At 38.7% G+C, this 17745-nt stretch carries 16 protein-coding genes and 1 pseudogene; 10 read left to right on the top strand and 7 right to left on the bottom strand.

Going from position 1 to position 17745, the window contains the following annotated elements; genetic code table 11:
• The first annotated feature begins 109 nt into the window (after positions 1–109).
• From T429_RS0102795 to mnhG, 7 genes are all read left to right on the top strand, one after another.
• Complete coding sequence (locus tag T429_RS0102795) at positions 110–607, top strand: BA14K family protein (RefSeq protein WP_005774299.1); 498 nt, start codon at positions 110–112, stop codon at positions 605–607.
• Positions 608–837: 230 nt separating this feature from the next.
• Complete coding sequence (locus T429_RS0102790) at positions 838–3759, top strand: monovalent cation/H+ antiporter subunit A (protein WP_005774298.1); 2922 nt, start codon at positions 838–840, stop codon at positions 3757–3759.
• The gene (locus T429_RS0102785; RefSeq protein WP_005774297.1) at positions 3759–4100 is read left to right on the top strand and encodes a Na+/H+ antiporter subunit C; all 342 of its coding nucleotides are present in this window, start codon (positions 3759–3761) and stop codon (positions 4098–4100) included. The genes T429_RS0102790 and T429_RS0102785 overlap by 1 nt, the downstream gene beginning before the upstream one ends.
• Positions 4100–5719 carry a monovalent cation/H+ antiporter subunit D gene (locus T429_RS0102780; RefSeq protein WP_005774296.1) on the top strand — a complete coding sequence of 540 codons (1620 nt, stop codon included), beginning with the start codon at positions 4100–4102 and terminating at the stop codon, positions 5717–5719. Before T429_RS0102785 ends, T429_RS0102780 begins: the two co-directional genes overlap by 1 nt.
• Positions 5719–6201 (top strand): Na+/H+ antiporter subunit E, encoded by a 483-nt coding sequence (locus tag T429_RS0102775; RefSeq protein WP_005774294.1) that lies wholly within the window; start codon positions 5719–5721, stop codon positions 6199–6201. Before T429_RS0102780 ends, T429_RS0102775 begins: the two co-directional genes overlap by 1 nt.
• Positions 6201–6482 (top strand): K+/H+ antiporter subunit F, encoded by a 282-nt coding sequence (locus T429_RS0102770; RefSeq protein WP_005774293.1) that lies wholly within the window; start codon positions 6201–6203, stop codon positions 6480–6482. The genes T429_RS0102775 and T429_RS0102770 overlap by 1 nt, the downstream gene beginning before the upstream one ends.
• Positions 6479–6889 (top strand): monovalent cation/H(+) antiporter subunit G, encoded by a 411-nt coding sequence (mnhG, locus tag T429_RS0102765; protein WP_005774292.1) that lies wholly within the window; start codon positions 6479–6481, stop codon positions 6887–6889. Before T429_RS0102770 ends, mnhG begins: the two co-directional genes overlap by 4 nt.
• A gap of 17 nt (positions 6890–6906) precedes the next feature.
• Here the strand turns inward: mnhG and T429_RS0102760 are convergent, their stop codons facing one another.
• The 4 genes and pseudogenes from T429_RS0102760 to T429_RS09735 all read right to left on the bottom strand — a co-directional run bounded on the left by T429_RS0102760 (position 6907) and on the right by T429_RS09735 (position 9847).
• Entirely contained in the window at positions 6907–7299 is a 393-nt protein-coding gene (locus T429_RS0102760; RefSeq protein WP_005774291.1) for an MliC family protein, read from the bottom strand.
• Between the two features lie 17 nt (positions 7300–7316).
• Entirely contained in the window at positions 7317–7700 is a 384-nt protein-coding gene (locus tag T429_RS0102755; protein ID WP_005774290.1) for an MliC family protein, read from the bottom strand.
• Between the two features lie 405 nt (positions 7701–8105).
• Positions 8106–9239, bottom strand: coding sequence for a 3-dehydroquinate synthase (gene aroB / locus T429_RS0102750; RefSeq protein WP_005774289.1), 1134 nt, complete (start codon positions 9237–9239; stop codon positions 8106–8108).
• Positions 9214–9847 (bottom strand): annotated as a pseudogene (locus tag T429_RS09735) (shikimate kinase). The gene aroB and the pseudogene T429_RS09735 overlap by 26 nt, the downstream one beginning before the upstream one ends.
• Before the next feature lie 253 nt (positions 9848–10100).
• On the opposite strand from T429_RS09735, the gene T429_RS0102735 reads away from it, so the two are divergent.
• The 3 genes from T429_RS0102735 to T429_RS0102725 all read left to right on the top strand — a co-directional run bounded on the left by T429_RS0102735 (position 10101) and on the right by T429_RS0102725 (position 12862).
• A complete protein-coding gene (locus T429_RS0102735; RefSeq protein ID WP_005774286.1) occupies positions 10101–11027 on the top strand; it encodes a tyrosine recombinase in 927 nt (308 codons plus the stop codon).
• A 90-nt stretch (positions 11028–11117) separates the two neighbouring features.
• Complete coding sequence (locus tag T429_RS0102730) at positions 11118–12074, top strand: acetyl-CoA carboxylase carboxyltransferase subunit alpha (protein WP_005774284.1); 957 nt, start codon at positions 11118–11120, stop codon at positions 12072–12074.
• Positions 12075–12112: 38 nt separating this feature from the next.
• Entirely contained in the window at positions 12113–12862 is a 750-nt protein-coding gene (locus tag T429_RS0102725; protein ID WP_005774283.1) for a L,D-transpeptidase family protein, read from the top strand.
• A gap of 814 nt (positions 12863–13676) precedes the next feature.
• Here T429_RS0102725 and T429_RS0102720 read toward each other — a convergent pair.
• From T429_RS0102720 to T429_RS0102705, 3 genes are all read right to left on the bottom strand, one after another.
• Complete coding sequence (locus T429_RS0102720) at positions 13677–14738, bottom strand: CobW family GTP-binding protein (RefSeq protein ID WP_026500853.1); 1062 nt, start codon at positions 14736–14738, stop codon at positions 13677–13679.
• 406 nt (positions 14739–15144) lie between these two features.
• Complete coding sequence (locus tag T429_RS0102715; protein WP_005774281.1) at positions 15145–16236, bottom strand: D-alanyl-D-alanine carboxypeptidase family protein; 1092 nt, start codon at positions 16234–16236, stop codon at positions 15145–15147.
• A 609-nt stretch (positions 16237–16845) separates the two neighbouring features.
• On the bottom strand, positions 16846–17652 hold the full coding sequence (locus T429_RS0102705) for a lysophospholipid acyltransferase family protein (protein WP_180376398.1): 807 nt from the start codon (positions 17650–17652) through the stop codon (positions 16846–16848).
• Positions 17653–17745 lie beyond the last annotated feature (93 nt).

The raw sequence follows: 17745 nt of genomic DNA, 5'->3' as shown, positions 1-17745 counted from the left end.
GTAACAGAATGTCTCAAGAAAAAAGAATCTTAAGAAAAGAATCTGTTTCTGTCTAGCAAGAGAAAGGCTTTCTGTAACGACTGTTGTTTATTAGTTTGAGTTTTGCGTTATGCGTATGAAAAAAAAATTATATTATGCTTTAGCTTTTATATTTATGAGCAGTCTTTTCATGATAACAACTGCTCTTGTTCATTTGGGGCAAAATAGAGGTAATGCTAAAGCCAAACTGGTCTCTCAAACCGCTGTCCAAGAGAGTTCGGTGCCTTTGATTTTTACGGGACGTAGAGAACTGAATGGTTTTAAGGGTTATCATCATTATCGGCGTGGTTATGTTAGGTATAAAGATAATTGGTGGTATCCTGAAGCGGCTTTTGTTACATCACCACACTTAAGCACAAAAGGCGCATCATTAAAAGTTGTATCAGATGCTAAAAGAGTTTTTTTAACGGCTTCTTCTGAAAGTTCAGAAAAAAAAGAGCCATGGATGCTTAAACAGCATATTGAATCTTGTCGTGCGCGTTATCGCTCCTATAACCAAAATGATAATAGTTTTCAGCCTTTTCATGGGCCTCGTAGACAGTGTTTATCGCGCTTTTTTAAAGGATAGAAAGATTAAATAAAATTTTAATTGCTTCTTGTCGTGAGCGTTATTGTTCTTACAATAAAAGAGAGCTTGTGTGGTGCGCAGCATTTCTATGCAAGCATTGTTTTTTGAAAAATTTAAATGCTTTTAAGTTTTATTAAATCTTATTATCATTAAGTGTGCAATGGGGGGTGAGAATATAAATTTTTGTTTTGTCAATGACAAAATATTAAGGACAGGATGGAGCTGAAAGAATGGCAACACGGGAAGCAATGCTAATATTGCTCATTTTGCTTCCCTTTTGTGGAAGTGCTGTTATTGGCTTTTTTCGTTCGACAGCAAAAAATAATGAAGCATGGTTTGCTGGGGGAATTGCTTTCTTTAGTCTTCTTTTTACAATCATGCTTTATCCGGCAATTCGTGGCAATCATATTATCCGTTTAAATATTTCTTGGCTCCCAGAATGGGGAGGTGATTTGATTCTCCGGATGGATGGTCTGTCTTGGCTTTTTTGCTTACTCATTACAGGAATTGGTCTGCTTGTCGTTGTTTATGCCCGTTATTATATGGATCCCGCGGATTCTGTACCCCGATTTTTTTCTTTTTTTCTAGCCTTTATGGGCTCAATGACAGGGATTGTTTTATCAGGTAATCTCGTGTTTTTGGTTGTTTTCTGGGAACTTACCAGTATTTTTTCTTTTTTGTTGATTGGTTATTGGTATCATAATGCGAGTGCGCGTGAAGGGGCGCGTATGGCTTTAACGATTACAGGTTTTGGTGGTTTTGCCCTTTTTATTGGGGTTTTATTGATTGGGTATATCGTTGGTAGTTTTGATCTGGATAAAATTTTACAGTCTGGAGATGTGATCCGATCAAGTTCGCTTTATATCCCCGCCCTTATTTGTATTTTATTGGGTGGATTAACAAAAAGCGCACAGTTTCCTTTTCATTTTTGGTTACCTAATGCGATGGCAGCGCCAACACCTGTGTCGGCTTATTTGCATTCGGCAACGATGGTAAAAGCTGGGTTATTTTTGCTGGTTCGTTTATGGCCCGTGCTCTCTGGGACAGACTCTTGGTTTTGGATGGTTGGATTTTCAGGACTCTCAACACTTCTTCTTGGCGCTTATTTTTCCATGTTTCAGCAAGATTTAAAGGGCTTGCTTGCTTACTCAACGATTAGTCATCTTGGATTGATTACAACGCTTTTAAGCCTTGGGAGTCCCCTTGCATGTGTTGCTGCGATTTTTCATATGGCCAATCATGCTACTTTTAAAGCGTCTTTATTTATGGCTGCTGGAATTATTGATCACGAAACGGGAACACGTGATATGCGTAAGCTAACTGGTCTTTATCGCTCTATGCCGATTACAGCAACTCTTGCTTTGGTCGCAAGTGCGGCAATGGCTGGTGTTCCTTTGCTCAATGGTTTTTTATCAAAAGAAATGTTTTTTGCTGAAGCTGTTGAAACGCATATGGAATCATGGCTTGATTGGATTGCTCCTTATGTTGCAACACTTGCTAGCTTGTTTAGCGTGACCTATTCTGTACGTTTTATTCATGGTGTCTTTTGGGGACCAAAACCTCATAAATTACCCAAAACTCCCCATGAACCACCGCATTTTATGCGTTTACCTATGGAACTTTTGGTGTTTATTTGTTTGGCCGTTGGTATTTTTCCTAATTTTACAATCGGGCCTATTTTAGATAATGCTGTTGTCTCTGTTTTAGGACCGATGACGATCTCTTATAGCTTGGCTGTTTGGCATGGGGTTAATACGCCATTAATGATGAGCTTGGTGGCTTTATTTGGGGGTGGTTTGCTCTATGTTGTTGGGCGGCGTTATTTTTTATCTTGTGATGATGGGGCTCCCTTTTTTCGTCATTTGAAAGGACCGCGTATTTTTGAACGCATTCTTGTGATTATTTCTTGGAAATGGGCCCGTGCGGTGGAAGCTTTTTTGTCAACACGTCGTTTGCAAATCCAGTTGCATTGGATTTTTGCTGTGTGTTTTGTTTTTGTTGGTCTTTTGCTTTGGCGTGATGGTTTCATTGCACTAGGAGGGTTGCCGCTTTTTCCACTTGATATTCCTTTTCTCGCGCTTTGGCTGGTCGGTGGATTGTGCGCGCTTTTAGTCGCTTGGCAAGCAAAGTTTCATCGTCTTGCATCACTCATGCTGTTGGGGGGAGCAGGGTTAATGACGTGTGCAACCTTTTTATGGCTTTCTGCGCCCGATTTGGCTATAACGCAATTGGTTGTTGAAGTGGTGACAGCTGTTTTATTATTGCTGGGTTTGCGTTGGTTGCCTAAGCGTGTGCATAATCCTTCTCCAAAGTCTATTCGTTTCGGGGTACGTTTACGTCGTGCTCGTGATTTCATTATAGCAATTATCGGAGGTGTTGGTGTTGCATGGCTCTCTTTTGCCATGATGACACGTCCTCAAGGGACAACAGTTTCTAATTTTTTTCTGAAAAATGCTTATTCTGGTGCTGGTGGTCGCAATGTTGTGAATGTATTGTTGGTTGATTTCCGTGGTTTTGATACAATGGGTGAAGTTGTGGTGTTGGGGGTTGTTTCTTTGACTGTCTTTGCTCTGTTACGTCGATTTCGCCCTGCTCCTGAAAGTATTGAGCCGCCGTTTCAACAACGTGTTCAGGAAGCTTTTGATAAGGCACAACCAAATCGAAATGTGGGGGATACAGTCTTAAACTATCTCGCTATTCCTTCTGTTATTATGGGGTGGCTCTTTTCCGTTATTATTGCTTTTTCCTTTTATTTATTTGTGCGAGGACATAATCTTCCAGGTGGTGGATTTGTTGGTGGTGTGACTTTAGCGATAGGCTTCATTTTGCAGTATCTTGCCCGGGATATTCGTTGGGTGGAAAATCATTTAAGAGTTTTGCCCTTACGTTGGATGGGCTTTGGCTTATTGCTATCGGTTGTCACGGGAGCAGGGGCTTTGTTTGTTGGGTACCCTTTTTTAACATCATTTTTTCAATATATTCATGTGCCATTGATTGGAAAGGTTCCTATAGCTTCTGCTTTTTTGTTTGATTTTGGTGTGTTTTCTCTTGTGTTGGGAGCAACGATTCTCATTTTAATCGCACTTGCACATCAATCAATACGGAGTTACCGAATCGGTAAAAAACCTGCTTTAAAAGGGAAGGAAAATTAATGGAAATTATTCTTTCTTTGGCTATTGGTGTTCTTGTGGGATCGGGAATTTGGCTCATTTTGCGTCCTCGAACTTTTCAAGTCATTCTTGGTTTGTCTTTGATATCCTATGGCGTTAATCTTTTTATATTTGCAATGAGTAGGCCACGCAGTAATGCAGCACCAATCGTTGATCCTACGATGGCTATCAATCCAGCGAATTATGTTGATCCTCTTCCACAGGCGTTGGTTTTAACTTCGATTGTGATCGGTTTTGCAACGACAGCTTTATTTTTGGTTATTTTGTTGGTTTCACGCGGTTTAACAGGTTCAGATCACGTTGATGGACGTGAGGTACAGTGATGGGAGCTTGTGTGCATCATCTTCTTATCTTGCCGATTCTTTTGCCGTTAAGTACTGGAGCCTTTCTTCTTTTCTATGATGAACGTCGTTCAAAATTGAAATCACTCATAAGTATTTTTTCTGCCGCATTGTTAATTGTCATTGCTGTTCTACTGGTGATACGTGCTCTTGACGTTGCACCAGCTGTGGATGTTTATCGGCTTGGTAATTGGCCTTCTCCTTTTGGTATTGTTTTGGTGCTTGATCGCTTAAGTGCTATGATGCTTTTGCTTTCTAGCTTGGTGATCAGCGCGACGTTGGTTTTTGCTCGAGCACATTGGTATAAAGCGGGTCCTCATTTTCAGTCATTGATGCAGTTTTTCATGGTCGGAATAAACGGCGCTTTTTTAACCGGTGATTTATTTAATTTATTTGTATTTTTTGAAGTGATGTTAACAGCTTCTTATGGCCTTGCATTGCATGGTTCTGGTCCTTTACGTGTGCGCGCGGGGTTGCATTATGTCGTGATTAATCTGGTTGCTTCGTTGTTTTTTCTCGTTGGTGCGGCACTTATTTACGGAATCGTAGGCACCCTCAATATGGCTGATTTGGCTGTAAAAATGCAATATATCGCTTCTAGCGATATGACTTTATTCGAAATAGGGGCTGCACTTTTGGGAATTGCTTTCTTAATTAAAGCAGGGGTGTGGCCATTGAATTTTTGGTTGATGCCAACTTATAGTGCAGCTGTAGCCCCTGTGGGAGCTTCTTTTGCGCTTTTAAGCAAAGTCGGTATTTATATTATTTTACGTTTAACATTGTTATGGTTTGGTCCAGAAGGTGGACATTTTAGCCATTTTGGTCAAACGGTTTTGTTTTACGGTGGGCTTGCAACTATGGCTTTTGGTTTTGTTGGGGTGTTGGCAAGTCAAGTCTTGGTACGTTTGGCTGCTTATAGTGTTTTGGTTTCTTCTGGGACATTGTTAACAGCAATTGGGATCGGCAATACAGCTCTGGTTGCAGGCGCACTCTTTTATATTGTTTCCTCAACTTTGGCTCTGGGGGCTTTTTTTCTTTTGGTGGAATTGGTTGAACGCTGTCAAGATGTAGCTGCCAATGTTTTGACGGTGACAATGGAAGTCTATGGGGACGATGAAGAGGAGGAGGAAGATGAGGTAGGGACTTATTTACCGGTAACTTTGGCAATTCTTGGAGCTTGTTTTGGTCTTTGTGCACTTTTGATTATTGGTCTACCTCCTTTTTCTGGTTTTGTTGCTAAATTTATGATGTTTGTGGCACTCTTAAAACATAGTAAAGAAAATATTTCTCCCTCTCTCCCTGTTTATCACGATTGGCTTTTTATGATTTTTGTCACTCTCTCTGGTTTTGCGGCTTTTATTGCGATGACACGAACGGGCATTCGAACTTTTTGGATTTCTCTTGAAGGGAGGATTCCAAGGGTGCAGGTGATTGAATTTGCCCCCATTGCTGTTCTGCTTGCTTTGTGTTTTCTTATTACAATTGTCGCTGGTCCTGTTAGTCGTTATATGTTTGAAACAGCTAAAACTTTGTATGAACCTCAAAATTATATTGGTAGCGTTTTAGATGATTTTTCTCTTGAAAATAGGGGGATTCATTAGTGAAATATTGTTATTTTTTCCCTTTTTCTAGCGTAGCAATTATTTTTATGTGGCTGATTTTAAATGGTTTTAGTTTTGGTCAACTACTTTTAGGAATTATCATTGCGTTATTTGGGGGCTGGATGATGCGGCTTCTTGAGCCGGAAAAAATAACGATTAAAAGTTGGCGTGCCGCCTTTCAGCTGTTTTTTCGTGTGTTTGTTGATTCTATTATTTCAAATATTGCTGTGGCTTGCTTCGTTTTAACCAAAAAAACTCGGAAACAGCAGTCTGGTTTTATTGTGGTGCCCATTTCGCTTGAAAGTCGCACCGCTTTAGCTGTTTTGGCCTGTATTCTTTCAGCAACTCCAGGGACTGTTTGGATTGCCTATAATAGAAAGAATAGTGAACTTTTGCTTCATGTCTTAAATTTTGAAAATGGATATGATTACCAAAAATTGATCAAAAAACGCTATGAGCAATTACTTTTGGAGATTTTTTAATGAGTATGCTGATCCTTTATTGGGGGCTTTATCTTTCACAGTTTTTTTTAAGTTTGGCAATGATTCTCGCGCTATTTCGGTTGATTCGTGGTCCACGAGCGCAAGATCGGATTGTGGGGTTGGATGCCCTTTATATAATCACTATTCTTTTATTTCTGACCTTTGATATCCGTTCAGGAACAACCATTTATTTTGTGGCAGCTCTCATTGTTGGCTTATTGGGTCCTATATCAAGTATTGCTTTGGCAAAATTTCTCATGCGGGGGGAGATTATTGAATGAAGGATGATGCATCGCTTGTTGTGGCTATTGCTGTCACTGTTTTTTTGATCTTAGGATCTGGTCTCACACTGATTGGAACGATAGGATTGGTGCGTCTTCCCACTTTTTATAAGCGTTTACATATGCTTTCGTTGAGCACAAGTTGGGGCGCGGGTAGTATTCTTGTTGCGTCATTTCTTTATTCAATTTTTGTCGATCATCATTTTGTTTTTCATGAATTTTTGTTGGTAATTTTTTTACTTGTAACAATACCAGTCGCTTCTATGTTGGTATCACAAGCAGCAGCTTATCGAGACTATTCAGAAAATAAATTAAAAAAACCGCTGGCCCTTTTATCACGTCAGATGGAAAAACAAACATCTACTTCCGAAGAAATGTCATGTGATACGAGCCAGAGCGATTTTTAAGATACCATAAGCTTTTTTTATTCTGTTTTTTGTTCTTCTATACAGTGAATAAGATTTTTTTCTTCTGGGTCATTGATGAGATCAGAAAGCATGGCTTCGTTCCCTTTTGTCCACCATATATAGGGTCCTCCCATATATTTTGTTCCAGAAGCACTGATACTACGGGAAGCGATGATGCGTTTTCCTTGCCATTTGAAATCAACAAGTGAAATGTTCCCAGCATTGAGATAGGTTACTTCAACAGACTCTTTACTTGTCCCTGTTTCGCATTGATAGGTAGTAACTTCTGTTGTGGGCTCTGGATCATCTGGGACTTCAATAACTAAAGAGCCAGCAAAAGCATTAAGTGAACCGAAGAGCGGTAGGCTTAAAGCAGTAAAAAATCCTACAATAAAAGCAATTTTTTTCATGATATTTCCTCAGTTATTTAAAATAATAACAGTGATTCATCCTTACAGAGGATGGGTTTTTTTTCTTCTGGATCTTGGATAAGATCATAAAGTGTTACTTCTTTATTTTTCTCCCACCAGATATATTGCTCCCCTACATATTTTGCTCCAGAAGCAGCAATTACATTCGCAGCGATAATACGATCGTCTTTCCATTTAAAATCAACCAATGAAATATCGTCAGCGTTGTGATAGGTTGCTTTAACGCGTTCTTTATTTTCTCCCATATCACATTGATAGGTTATGGTTTGTGTTTCTGGATTACCTGACACTTCAATGACTAAAGCAGCAGCTAAGCTATTAGTGACATTGAAAAATAATAAAAAGGAAAAAAATCCTAAAATTTGTAGAGTTTTTTTCATAATGCTTCCCTATATGAAAAGTAATTTGTCTTTAATCTGATGGTGTCTACGGCAGGATTCGAACCTGCGACCCCAGGATTCATACCACTTCGGTTTTCACCGCCAACCTTATTGGTTGTTTGTGGTCTGGACTGTCTCTTCACCTTGAAGCTTCCGCCTTTTAGGTGCTGCCCGTTCAGTCTCTACACCTTCCTCTCATGTGAAGAGAGGCTTGGCTCGGGATTGGCATATCGTTTTGCCCATGAAGCTTTCCCCGAATTTGAGCAGATCCACTTTAAGGATTTCTCCTAAAAGCGCCCAATTTCTTTAGGAATCCTGTGCTCTATCCTACTGAGCTACGCAGACATCATCATAGCTATTCCTTTAATAGAAGTATAAAAACGAATCAATTATATTCAATATCAATTAACGAATTTCTGATAATTTTTGTTCCAAAAAGGATAAAACTGCATCTGGTGGAACATTTTTTGCAATAAATGATTGGCCAAGTCCGCGTGTCAAAATAAAGGTTAAATTATTTTGTGAAACTTTTTTATCTTGAGCAATGAAAGTCATTAATGTTTCAGCATTTGGTAGCCTTCCGGGGATATCCTTTAACTGTGTGGGCAAACCCACAGCTTTAAGGTGTGTTTCGATACGATGTGTGAGTGTGGGATCACATAGATTCAGTTGTGTAGAGAATTGATGGGCAAGAATCATTCCAATTGCTACAGCTTCACCGTGAATTAAACGCTTGGAATCATAAGCGGTTGCTGTTTCGAGCATGTGTCCAAAGGTATGACCAAGATTTAAGAGTGCACGCTCTCCAGCTTCGTATTCATCACGGGCGACTATGGCAGCTTTAAATTGGCATGAGCGAACAATGGCTTCTATTCTTATCGCGCCATTAGAAAAAATTTCTTGTCCGTTTTTTTCAAGCCATTCAAAGAAATCAGGCTGGTTAATAAGTCCATATTTGACCATTTCCGCATAACCTGCGCGAAATTCACGTGGTGGGAGCGTATCAAGAACAGATGTATCAGCGATAACGCATTCCGGTTGATAAAAAGCACCAATAAGATTTTTACCATATCGGCTGTTGATGCCTGTTTTTCCACCAACAGAGGAATCAATTTGTGCAAGAAGCGTTGTGGGCATCTGAATGAAGTTCATTCCGCGGCGGATCATACTTGCTGCAAATCCTGCTAGATCTCCGATGACACCGCCACCAAAAGCAATTACACAGTCACCTCTTTCTAAGCGTGCGGAAAGAATTTGGTCGATGACAGTTTGCAAGGTTGAAAATGATTTTGATTGTTCTCCTGCTTCTACAATAATAGGGACAGTATGGATTTTATTTTTTGTTAACTCTGCTTGTAATGGATCCAAATGGAGAGGTGCAACATTTGTATCTGTAACAATTGCTAAACGCGTTTGATGAAAAATTTTTTTCTGAAGTGAATCCTTAATTTGTAAAGCAACTCGCGTAATAAGATCTGGACCAATGATGATATCGTAACAGTGCTTGTCTAATTTAATGGTGACAGTTTTGACTTGCATGCTTATTCTTTCTATCGTTATTTTTTTGTATAGAGGTAGTGCTGTAGAGATCGTATGACATTTTTTGCTACACCGTAGGGGCTTTCTTTATGACTGTTAATTGTTACGTTTGCTTTTGCATAGAGAGGATAACGCTGTTCCATGAGTTTTTGCATTGTTTCTTTAGGATTTTCTGTTTGAAGAAGTGGTCGTGTTGGACGCTTTGAAACACGTTGCATCAGGATATCAAGATCTGCTTTGAGCCAGAGAGATATTCCATTTTGCTGAATAGCTTTTCGTATCTCTTGATTGATATAAGCACCACCACCGGTTGCTAAGACAAGGGGACGTTTTTTTATCAGGTTGAGAATAACACGCTGCTCAAGGGAACGAAATTCCGCTTCACCATAGATTTTAAAAATTTCTGTGATAGACATTTGCGCTGCTTTTTCAATTTCTTGATCAGAATCATAAAAGGGTAAATCAAGTATGGTGGCAACACGTCTTCCGATGACTGATTTTCCTGCCCCCATAAGACCAACAAACACAAGAGCTTGATTATCGAGAGATGATAAGATTTGTCTTTTTATTTGTGACAGGGGCGGATGTTGGGGTCGATTACTTTTCATAGCTTATTTCGGCATTTATCTGCTTTAAAGTCAATTCCTGTTAATCTTTATAAGATAAAATAAGAGATAGAGTATTTTGGAAAGTTTATTATTTTATGCCAACATTAACCAGACTTTTGATGATTCTTTTCATTTTGCTTGCTATTCTTTTTAGTATAATGATCATTCTTGTCGTTTTTGTTGAACCTGCAACTGTGGATATATCTGTTGATGTCCCTTTGGATTCGCTCACTCTTTCTTTGAGAATGAATCAATGAAAAGTAACATTGTGATAGAGCGTTTTCTTGAAATGATGAGTGCTGAGCGAGGCGCTTCTGCTCATACTCTTGCCGCTTATCAGCATGATTTACAGTGGGCACAAGAGGAATTGTCTTCGCATTCGGTTTCGCTTCTTTCAGCACAAAAGGAGCATCTCATTGGTCTTTTATCGCTCATGCATACATTTGGTTTTGCTGCAACTTCACAAGCGCGCCGTTTATCAACATTGCGTCAATTCTATCAGTTTCTTTATGCAGAAGGATTAAGAGCCGATGATCCTTCCAATGATATTGATGCCCCTCGCCAAGGGCGTTCTTTGCCCAAAATTATCAGTGAAGATGCGGTGACAAAATTTCTTGATTTGGCGCAGGTGGAGGTTAATCAAGCAGACTATGGATCTAAGGATTATCTGCGTGCATTGCGTCTTCAGCTGCTCAGCGAGATGCTTTATGCGACAGGTTTACGCATTAGTGAGTTGGTCAGTCTACCTGTGCAGGCTGTTCGAGGGAAAAAATACAATATTTTGGTTCGTGGTAAGGGAAAAAAAGAACGAATGGTGCTGTTATCGAAAAAAGCCCATCAAATTCTTTTGCAGTGGTTGGATTTGCGTGATCAGGGAGAAGATGCGAAAAGCCTTTATCTTTTTCCGGCCCATTCAGAAACAGGCTATATTGCGCGCCAAGTTGTTGCACGGGAATTGAAAAGTCTTGCTAAAAGGGCTGGAATAAAAAGTGAAAGCTTTTCTCCCCATGTGTTGCGCCATGCTTTTGCTAGCCATCTTTTGCAAAATGGTGCTGATTTGCGTGCCGTTCAACATTTGTTAGGTCATTCTGATATTTCTACCACTCAGATCTATACCCATGTGTTGGAAGAGGGACTTTATCGTCTCGTTAATGAGCATCATCCACTTGCCGATGCGTAAAAGGCGCGTTAAAGAAAAGCTGATGTTTTTGAAAAAAACTTTATAAAGCAAATTATAAGTGTATAAGTGACACTGAATGAGTTGGTACAAATGTATAATTATCTTGATTTTGAAAAACCAGTTGCTGATCTTGATGGGAAAATTCTTGAATTAAAAAAAATTTCTCAAGAAAAAGACGGTCTTGATATGAGTGACGAGATTGCGCGTCTTGAAGCACGTTCAAAAACGGCATTGCGCGATCTTTATAAAAAATTGTCGCCGTGGCAAAAAACACAAGTTGCTCGTCATCCTGATCGTCCGCATTTTATGGACTATTCTAAGCGCCTATTAAGTGATGTGACACCTTTGGCAGGAGATCGAAAGTTTGCTGAAGATGAGGCTATTCAAGCTGGATTTGCACGCTTTAAGGGAGAAGCCGTTGCTTATATCGGTCAAGAGAAAGGTCACGATACAAAAACACGTTTGCGCTATAATTTTGGTTCTGCTCGTCCAGAGGGATATCGTAAAGCTGTCCGTATTATGGAAATGGCTGACCGATTTGGTTTACCACTTCTTACTTTTGTCGATACGGCGGGTGCTTATCCTGGGGTAAGCGCTGAAGAACGTGGGCAAGCTGAAGCAATTGCTCAATCAACCGCTGCAACTTTGCGCCTAAAGGTTCCTATTGTATCCGTTGTGATTGGAGAAGGTGGTTCTGGGGGGGCGATAGCCATTGCTGCTGCCAATAAAGTTTATATGTTGGAACATGCGATTTACTCGGTTATTTCTCCAGAAGGAGCAGCGTCTATTTTATGGCGTGATCCAGCGCGTGCAAAAGATGCTGCAATGAATATGCGTATTACCGCTCAAGATTTGCTTCGCTTAAAGATTATTGATGGCATTATCTCAGAGCCTGTAGGAGGAGCGCATCGTGATAAAGAGATTGCTATTGATGCAACGGGTGAGATTATTTCAGAGGCTTTAAAAGCTATGGCTGGAAAAGATGGTGAAGTTCTTAAACAAGAGCGAAGGGAAAAATATCTTCAAATTGGTCGATCTTTGGCGTAAGTCGTTTTTATGAGGGGTGTTGGATTGGAGTTTTTTCGATGACGTTTAACAAATTCCTGACTGTGTGTGTGTTGTTTGTAATGGGAATATTGACGGCCTGTGAAGGAAGATTACCAGCTTCTATTCGTGCTAAAGTTGAGCAGCCTCTTCCGCAAGAAATCCAGAATAGAATGGCTTTGTACGATATTGATCCTTATGCACCAATTGTAATGCGCTTTTTCAAGGAAGAAAATCTTGCTGAAGTTTGGAAGCAATCTCGTTCAGGTCCTTTTATCTTGGTTGCTCGTTATGGTATTTGCAAATGGTCTGGTAAGCTTGGACCTAAATATAAAGAAGGAGATCTTCAGACACCGGAAGGTTTTTATACGATTACTGCAAACCAAATGAATCCTTATTCAAAATATTATCTTTCTTTTAATATAGGATTTCCTAACCTTTATGATCAGGAAAATGGTCGGACAGGAAGCAATCTTATGGTGCATGGTTCTTGCTTTTCTGCCGGTTGTTATTCTATGAGTGATAAGAATATGGCGCAAATTTATGCGTTTGCGCGAGACGCTTTTAAAGGAGGACAAAGAGCATTTCAGTTGCAGGCTTTTCCTTTCCGCATGACCAAGGATAATATGTTACGTCATAGCAATGATCCTCATTATCCATTCTGGGTGATGCTTAAGAAAGGTTATGATTTTTTTGAAGAAAATCGTCAACCACCAATCGTTGAAGTGTATGGAAAACGTTACGTTTTTAATCACGATGTTGATAAAACTTCAGTTTCCCTCATGAAGTGAGCGTTATTTTATTCCGCTATACTTAAAATACTATCGCTGACGATGGCGATACAGGACATACAAAACTTTATGCATGAGGTGTTTAAGGGAGTTATCTATTTTAAACGCTGAGTTTGTTTATAAAGTTTTATGTTAGTAAATCGAAGTAGGAGGACTAAGAGCAACTTGCCCAGAGAATTTGAGTTGTTTGCAGACTAGTATGGATGGCAATTTTGATTTTCTCGTGGAGAGTGAATTAACATAAAATGTTTCTCTCTTTTATCCTGTAAAGTATTATCTTATCGTACTGGTCTATAAGATACATCTAAAAATACGTTATCAGCTCTGTTGATTTTAGTTTTTTTGCTTAAACTTAAGAGGGGTTTGTTTCAATCAGCTCGGGAAATATAGAGTTAAGTAGAGTATTTAAAACCAAGAATGTATCCAATGGAGTTTTTGAAATGAATCACATGAAGTGATTTGCAGATAAAGTGTACGTCGAGAGAAAACAACTTGTTTACAGATTGATAAATATTAAAAAATTTTACAATAACAATTTGATTTATAATTTTCTGTTTTAATAAGAGCTTGAATATCATGAGATTTTTTATCTAAAAATCTGTTTATGATAAATCAATCAAAATTATTCGCTTGCACATTCCAAGCGCAAAGCGCTGCATGGATAAAATTGTACAATAAAAATGCCTCTCATGAATCGTCTCATGTGCCGAGAGCTACAAAACATTGGGGGCTGGCAAAATCTATGGTGGAGCTGTTTTGTTTTTAAAAGCGCAAAGAGGCTATAGCTCAATGGATTTAACGTTGTAAAGGAGAATTAAAACTTTATTCCTGGAATGATGAGAGGGTTTTCCAAGAGAGCTGTTTTGTCTGCAGTATCTATGGCTGGTTTATTAAAAAAAGCATTGAGAAGTTTTTGTATTGCTTCTTTTTCAACACCATCGGCAATAATGACAAAACGTGTTTGTTTTATTCCTTTTGGCCATGCTGGCAGTCTTATGGGGGGATGAAAAAATGTTTGTACACCATGTAATACAAGGGGGCGATAAGGATCATCACGCAATGCGATTATTGCTTTAATACGGAGTAATTTTGTACCATAATGGTCTTGTAGGAGATCTAAAAAAGCTTCAATTGTGGCATAATCAACAAGATCTTCACAATCTAATGAAAAGGTACGAATGGTTTTATGGGGAGCATGATCGTGTGGAGCGGTGGTAAGATTTTGCTTAAGGTGTGTATTTTCTCCTGTTTCATTCCATAATGTGTGATTTATTAATAGATTTGAACAGAAATCTTCAGAATGGACATCAATGATTTGTGCTGTGGGATTCATTCTTTTGAGTGTGTTAAGGAGCGTATTTGAAAGGGATTGTGGGGCTGTGAGATCTGTTTTGGTGAGAATAATTTTATCAGCAAGGATTAATTGTTTATATATTTCAGGATAGCGCTCGCATATGGAAAGTGTGCTTAATGTATCAAATGTTGCAACAACAGCATTTATGGACAGTGTTTGAATAAACAGTGGGTGGCTTAACAGTACTTGTAAAATAGGGGCAGGATCAGCTATCCCTGTTGTTTCAATAATAATGTGATTGAGTTGTTTGATCTGTCCTGTCTCGACGCGATTGATTAAATCCACTAATGTATCAATGAGATCACTGCGTAAATTGCAGCATAAACAGCCATTGGCAAGTTCAATAATTCCTTCTGTCGCCTTTTCAACAAGAAGATGGTCAATACTGATTTCGCCAAATTCATTAATGATAACAGCACATTCCGTTAAGAGAGAGTTTTGTAACATACGGTTGAGCAAAGTTGTTTTGCCAGAGCCTAAAAAACCAGTGATAAGCGTGAGAGGAATGCGCTTCATTTTCATTTTAATCATCAACCGTGGTTCTGTTTTAAAGAAACATATCTTGCGACGTCAACCCCATTCATAATGAGGTGTGAGGGATATGTGATGGATAATTGCCTACGAAATCCATTTTATCACTCCTTTTAAGTTTATAAAGGTAAATGCGGATGCAATCATGCACTTTTTCAGTGCTCGTGTTATAATAATTTTTGGAATTTGAAAGGTCTTATAGGAAGAGTTTTAATTCCTTACTTTGATTATTTTATCTATTATGCTCATCCATTTTGTGATGTGAAAGAGAGGGATTTTAATTGATTCAACAGCGATGGATTTGAAATAAGAGAATTTTACGGTATTGGCGGTTATACGGTATTTGTGGTTCTGACATACGGGGCAAAATAATTAATCATAAATTATGAATTGTAGCTTACGGCTTTTTTATAGAATAGTTTGCGCGTCTTTTATACGGACTAAGGGGTTTTTTTAGTGGTTTTACTGTTATTTTAGGCGTCTGTGGACTACGAATGAGATGGACTACTAAAGGATGAGAAAAAGAAGGTGGAGCTGTGATAAATGGTGAGGTGAGAATAATATTTCCTTGTTCATCATATGAATTGGCATGCATTTTTATGGCTTCAGGCGTGCATGTTTGTTGGCTCATATTGTTGGCTTGCGTTATGTTGCTCCCATAAGGTTTTAATGTTGTAAGTGTTAGTTGGGGGACTCCTTGATGCAAAAAACCTATTTCAAGAAGTTGTGCCGCTTTTTCTTCCCTTTCACTTATGTTGTTTGCCCCTAGAATGACAGCAATAATTGTACGTTTATTGCGGGTGGCTGAGGCAACAAGATTAAAACCAGAGGCACAAATAAAGCCTGTTTTCATACCGTCTATTCCATAAAAACGACCAATGAGGTTGTTGGAGTTATGCTGGATTTTTCGGTTATTACCAAAATCAATGGCTGGAATAGAAAAATAATGAGCATATTGTGGAAATTCCCGACGTATTTGGACAGCTAAAAGAGCAATATCACGTGCGGTGGAATAGTTTTGAGGATCTGGTAAACCACTTGCGTTTGCAAAATGAGTGCCAAACATGCCTAAACGTTTAGCTTCGCTATTCATTTTGCGTACAAAAGCTTTCTGTGAACCAGCAACGGCCTCACTCATGGCAATGGCCAAATCATTGGTTGATTTAACCATGGTGATACTTAAGGCTGTATCAAGTGTGAGAACAGAACCAGCTTTATAGCCTGAACGATACGCGGGAGCTTTTGCAGCAGATTCGCTGATGGTGATAGGTTTATTGGGTGAAATTTCCCCTCGGCTCATGGCACGAAAAATAACATACGCGGTCATTAATTTTGTTAAGGAAGCTGGATACCAACGCTCAAAAGCTTGATTATGTTTTAAGATGTGTCCCGTTGTAACATCAACAGAAATAAAAGGCTGTGCTAAAGCAAAAGTGCTCGACAAACTCAAAATGAAAGAAAAAAATAAATTATAGAAGAGACGTTGCATGAGTTTAAATTCAGTTCCTTCTTATTCATTATTTAGAATTGTTTTAATGTAGCATACAAAGCTTTTAAGTCTAGGATTAGAAAAAACAGATGGTTAATTATTGTATTGAGTTATGTCTCATGGATAAAAACCAACATTCATTTTTATTTTCCCCTTAAATTTGATTTGATGAGTTAAGTCTCTCAAGAAATACTTTTTAAATAATGAAGATTGTAAAAGATTTCAGGTTCTTGAGGGGATTGATGTTTTTTTTTGGAAGGAACAAGCTCGTATAATCATACATTTTGCCTGCTATTCTATTATATAAACATTGATTTGTGATGATCATTCACTGTTTTACATATTGAATGAGGCTTTTGAGTATCATACGACTTTCTCATTCCAAATCTATTCCACGTTGAATAAGGGTAAATTATATTTATAAATCAATACCCTGTGTGTTATTTAAACGATTTGAAGGAGAGGAAGAATGCTTTCTCAAAAAATTCATACATTGATCATTTTTGATGATGTGTGTTTTATAATTTTGTGTGAGAAAGTTTGAAATATCTCCCTTATATTTTTGTTTCATATGCTGCATTTAACACACAAAGTGATGTTTTTTATCAATCAAGATTGTGTTTCATGATGCTTCAGTTTTTGAAGCTTCTGAACAGCAGATGGTGGCATAGGAGGAGGGGTAGGATCTTGAGCGGCTAACAGAAGCAGTTCATCACATGCTTCTTCAGTTTTTTGAATCAGTTGATTTAGAAAATCACGTTTGCTTAAACCAGCTTCTATTGGAGGAAGAATACGAACACGAATTGTTCCGGGATAGCGGCGGAAATTACCTCGTGGCCAATATAAACCCGCATTGTGCGCAATAGGGACAACTTGAAGTTCTAATTCATTATAGAGTGCGACAATTCCTGACTTATAATCTGGTTCTTGACCAGGTTGTCGGCGTGTCCCTTCAGGAAAAATGAGGATTTGGCGTCCTTGTTTTACTTTCTCTTTTGCTTTTTGTATAACGGTTTTTAAGGCTTTGATGGGCGTTGTGCGGTTAATGGGGATAATTTGTGTTTTCGCCATATACCAGCCAAACAAAGGAATCCACATCAATTCACGTTTTAAAATGAGAGTGGGGTCATCAAAATAGGGAACAAGGCTAAAAGTTTCCCATGCAGATTGATGCTTTGGAGCAATGATATAGGGTCCTTGGGGAAGATTTTCTAATCCTTCAATTTCATAACGTGTGCCTGCGATGTATTTTTGCAAAAAGAGTGTAACGCGCGCCCATGTTTTAGGAACAATCCATGCCTTTTTTCGGGGCATGAGAAAATAAACGGGAGCGTAAAGAATCATTTGTATGAAAGTTGTGGTATAAAAAGCGAATGTAAAAAGAATAGAACGAAGGATAAGCACTATATTTTCCATTTTATATCTATAAGAAGACTTCGTATATAATATAATTCGCATGAGAAAACATCTTCTTTATGTTTTTTCAAGCATCTATTTTTTCGGTCATTT

It is taken from the genome of Bartonella elizabethae F9251 = ATCC 49927, from assembly GCF_000518165.1.
GTDB lineage: Bacteria > Pseudomonadota > Alphaproteobacteria > Rhizobiales > Rhizobiaceae > Bartonella > Bartonella elizabethae.
Note: the sequence above shows the minus strand (reverse complement) of the source record. Positions and strands in the feature narration are given on the sequence as shown.

What these genes read in the sequence shown, in the direction of transcription:
- mnhG (WP_005774292.1), top strand. Translation starts at nt 6,479, where the DNA reads ATGAAGGATGATGCATCGCTTGTTGTGGCTATTGCTGTCACTGTTTTT.
- T429_RS0102795 (WP_005774299.1), top strand. Translation starts at nt 110, where the DNA reads ATGCGTATGAAAAAAAAATTATATTATGCTTTAGCTTTTATATTTATG.
- T429_RS0102730 (WP_005774284.1), top strand. Translation starts at nt 11,118, where the DNA reads ATGTATAATTATCTTGATTTTGAAAAACCAGTTGCTGATCTTGATGGG.
- T429_RS0102755 (WP_005774290.1), bottom strand. Translation starts at nt 7,700, where the DNA reads ATGAAAAAAACTCTACAAATTTTAGGATTTTTTTCCTTTTTATTATTT.
- T429_RS0102725 (WP_005774283.1), top strand. Translation starts at nt 12,113, where the DNA reads ATGACGTTTAACAAATTCCTGACTGTGTGTGTGTTGTTTGTAATGGGA.
- T429_RS0102705 (WP_180376398.1), bottom strand. Translation starts at nt 17,652, where the DNA reads ATGGAAAATATAGTGCTTATCCTTCGTTCTATTCTTTTTACATTCGCT.
- T429_RS0102715 (WP_005774281.1), bottom strand. Translation starts at nt 16,236, where the DNA reads ATGCAACGTCTCTTCTATAATTTATTTTTTTCTTTCATTTTGAGTTTG.
- T429_RS0102760 (WP_005774291.1), bottom strand. Translation starts at nt 7,299, where the DNA reads ATGAAAAAAATTGCTTTTATTGTAGGATTTTTTACTGCTTTAAGCCTA.
- T429_RS0102780 (WP_005774296.1), top strand. Translation starts at nt 4,100, where the DNA reads ATGGGAGCTTGTGTGCATCATCTTCTTATCTTGCCGATTCTTTTGCCG.
- T429_RS0102770 (WP_005774293.1), top strand. Translation starts at nt 6,201, where the DNA reads ATGAGTATGCTGATCCTTTATTGGGGGCTTTATCTTTCACAGTTTTTT.
- T429_RS0102720 (WP_026500853.1), bottom strand. Translation starts at nt 14,738, where the DNA reads ATGAAAATGAAGCGCATTCCTCTCACGCTTATCACTGGTTTTTTAGGC.
- T429_RS0102785 (WP_005774297.1), top strand. Translation starts at nt 3,759, where the DNA reads ATGGAAATTATTCTTTCTTTGGCTATTGGTGTTCTTGTGGGATCGGGA.
- T429_RS0102790 (WP_005774298.1), top strand. Translation starts at nt 838, where the DNA reads ATGGCAACACGGGAAGCAATGCTAATATTGCTCATTTTGCTTCCCTTT.
- T429_RS0102735 (WP_005774286.1), top strand. Translation starts at nt 10,101, where the DNA reads ATGAAAAGTAACATTGTGATAGAGCGTTTTCTTGAAATGATGAGTGCT.
- aroB (WP_005774289.1), bottom strand. Translation starts at nt 9,239, where the DNA reads ATGCAAGTCAAAACTGTCACCATTAAATTAGACAAGCACTGTTACGAT.